2 protein-coding genes and 1 pseudogene are annotated in these 1,834 nt (G+C 48.8%); 2 read left to right on the forward strand and 1 reads right to left on the reverse strand.

What is annotated here, in order from left to right; translation table 11 throughout:
- A partial coding sequence (locus tag ACTJJI_RS26145) for a hypothetical protein (protein WP_440656173.1) occupies positions 1 to 89 on the forward strand: 89 nt, incomplete at its 5' end.
- A gap of 143 nt (positions 90 to 232) precedes the next feature.
- Here ACTJJI_RS26145 and ACTJJI_RS26150 read toward each other — a convergent pair.
- Entirely contained in the window at positions 233 to 1,201 is a 969-nt protein-coding gene (locus ACTJJI_RS26150; protein ID WP_440656299.1) for an IS110 family transposase, read from the reverse strand.
- 187 nt (positions 1,202 to 1,388) lie between these two features.
- On the opposite strand from ACTJJI_RS26150, the pseudogene ACTJJI_RS26155 reads away from it, so the two are divergent.
- Positions 1,389 to 1,732, forward strand: a pseudogene (locus tag ACTJJI_RS26155) (transposase); the annotation flags it as partial.
- Positions 1,733 to 1,834 lie beyond the last annotated feature (102 nt).

A 1,834-nucleotide genomic window follows, 5' to 3' on the forward strand; every position in this document is an offset into this window, starting at 1 on the left:
TTCGCCATATCCTGAGCGTACTGCCGGAGTGGCCCAGCAACAAAGTGGCCGAACTGCTGCCATGGAACGTAGATCTCACCAATAAATAGCCGTCAATACGGCGCTCACTTAACGCTTACAATGATACCGTACTCTATCACAGGAAATCTGCGTTCACTGGGAGTGGACTGACCCCGCCCCAGTAGACGATCCTGCCCTATAGTTTGAGCATAGCAACTGTCTTCGAACCCGATTACGAAGCATGTTGGTGATACAACGGATCCCATGCTTCATTGTTTTTCAGCATTGCGTTCAGGATGGTCAGTAGTTTTCTGATGCAGGCGGTCAGTGCAACCTTTTTGGGTTTTCCTGCGGCAACGAGGCGTGTATAGAACTCTTTAATTACTGGGTTGTGCCTCGTCCCGACAAGGGCTGACATATAGAGAGCTGTTCGGACGGAGGCTCGCCCTCCGAATACCGTTCGGCGACCACGCATCGTGCCGGAATCTCTGTTTACTGGAGCAACCCCAATAAGCGCACTAATTTCACGTCGTGACAACGTTCCAAGTTCCGGAACCTCAGCCAGCAGTACGGCAACAGTCGCGGCACCAACACCTTTAACGGCGCTCAATAATGCAGATAATTCACTGAAATTTTTCGAAATATAGGCTGACATTTCAGCTTCTATACGAGCCATTTCACTTTTCAATACCGAAATAATAAATCTGATACTTTCATGATTCTGAGGATGCGATGGATGCAACCTGTTCCGCTCAGCTGTAAGCATGATCGTTAATTGTCGGCGTCTGACCACCATTGCTGCCAGCAACTGCCTGTGAACATCAGGTAAGGGACGAATATATTTTTCCCGCTCAGGATGCTGGTTAATAACTTTTGCCATTTGTAGCAGGACTCTGGCATCTATTTGGTCGGTCTTAGCCAGATAGCCCATTGCGCGGGCAAAATCTCGCGCCTGTCGGGGATTGATAACAACCACGTCGAAACCTTCAGACTGAAGATAGCCAGCCACTCCAGACTCAAGTCCCCCGGTGGCCTCCATCAGGATCAGTTGAGTTTCATTTTGCTTTAACTCTTTGAGTATCTGATTAAAACCGCCATCTTCATTTGGCACAGTGAGTTGCCGGGCAATACTGCTGATTGCAATATCCAGAGTGCTTTTCGAAACATCAATGCCTGCACAGCGTTGATTTGACATGCTCATCTATACCCTCCTTGCAAATACGATTTGAAGTTCAGACAACTGTTCGGGCTTCAGATGAACGACTCAACCTGTGCGTCAATCGCTATGCTGCGGGCTTGAATAACCCCAGGAGGAATCGGACTACACAGGCTTTGCCAAATCTAAGCCAGAACATAGTAATCCACTTTCAAGATACAAGGAGGAGCGTATGGGCACACCACGATTTACACCTGAATTTAAGGAAGAAGCCGTCCGTCAAATAACGGAACGCGGTTATTCCGTTGCCGAAGTATCTGACCGCCTGGGCGTGTCTGCACACAGCCTCTATAAGTGGCTACGGGCTATTAAACCCGATAACAGCGAACAGCATGCCCGGGATTTACTGGAAGCCAAAAGCGAGATCCTGAAACTACGGGCACAGCTAAAACGCACCGAAGAAGAACGGGATATCCTGAAAAAGGCCGCGCGGTACTTTGCAAGGGAGCCCGACTGAAGTACCGCTTTATCAATGAGCACCGCACTGTATGGGGTGTGATGTGTCAACAACGGGTAAAAAGTGATCCACTAACCGTCACCACCAACGGTTTAATATTGATCCACCTTGTTTACTCAGGATTAGCTTCCGCTATAACCCCGGCCTTTCGTTTCTGCTTC

The organism is Enterobacter sp. 22466, assembly GCF_052044775.1.
GTDB classification, from domain to species: domain Bacteria; phylum Pseudomonadota; class Gammaproteobacteria; order Enterobacterales; family Enterobacteriaceae; genus Enterobacter; species Enterobacter dissolvens.

Bases quoted from the DNA above. Each gene is read 5' to 3' on its own strand.
- ACTJJI_RS26150 (WP_440656299.1), bottom strand. From the start codon at position 1,201: ATGAGCATGTCAAATCAACGCTGTGCAGGCATTGATGTTTCGAAAAGC.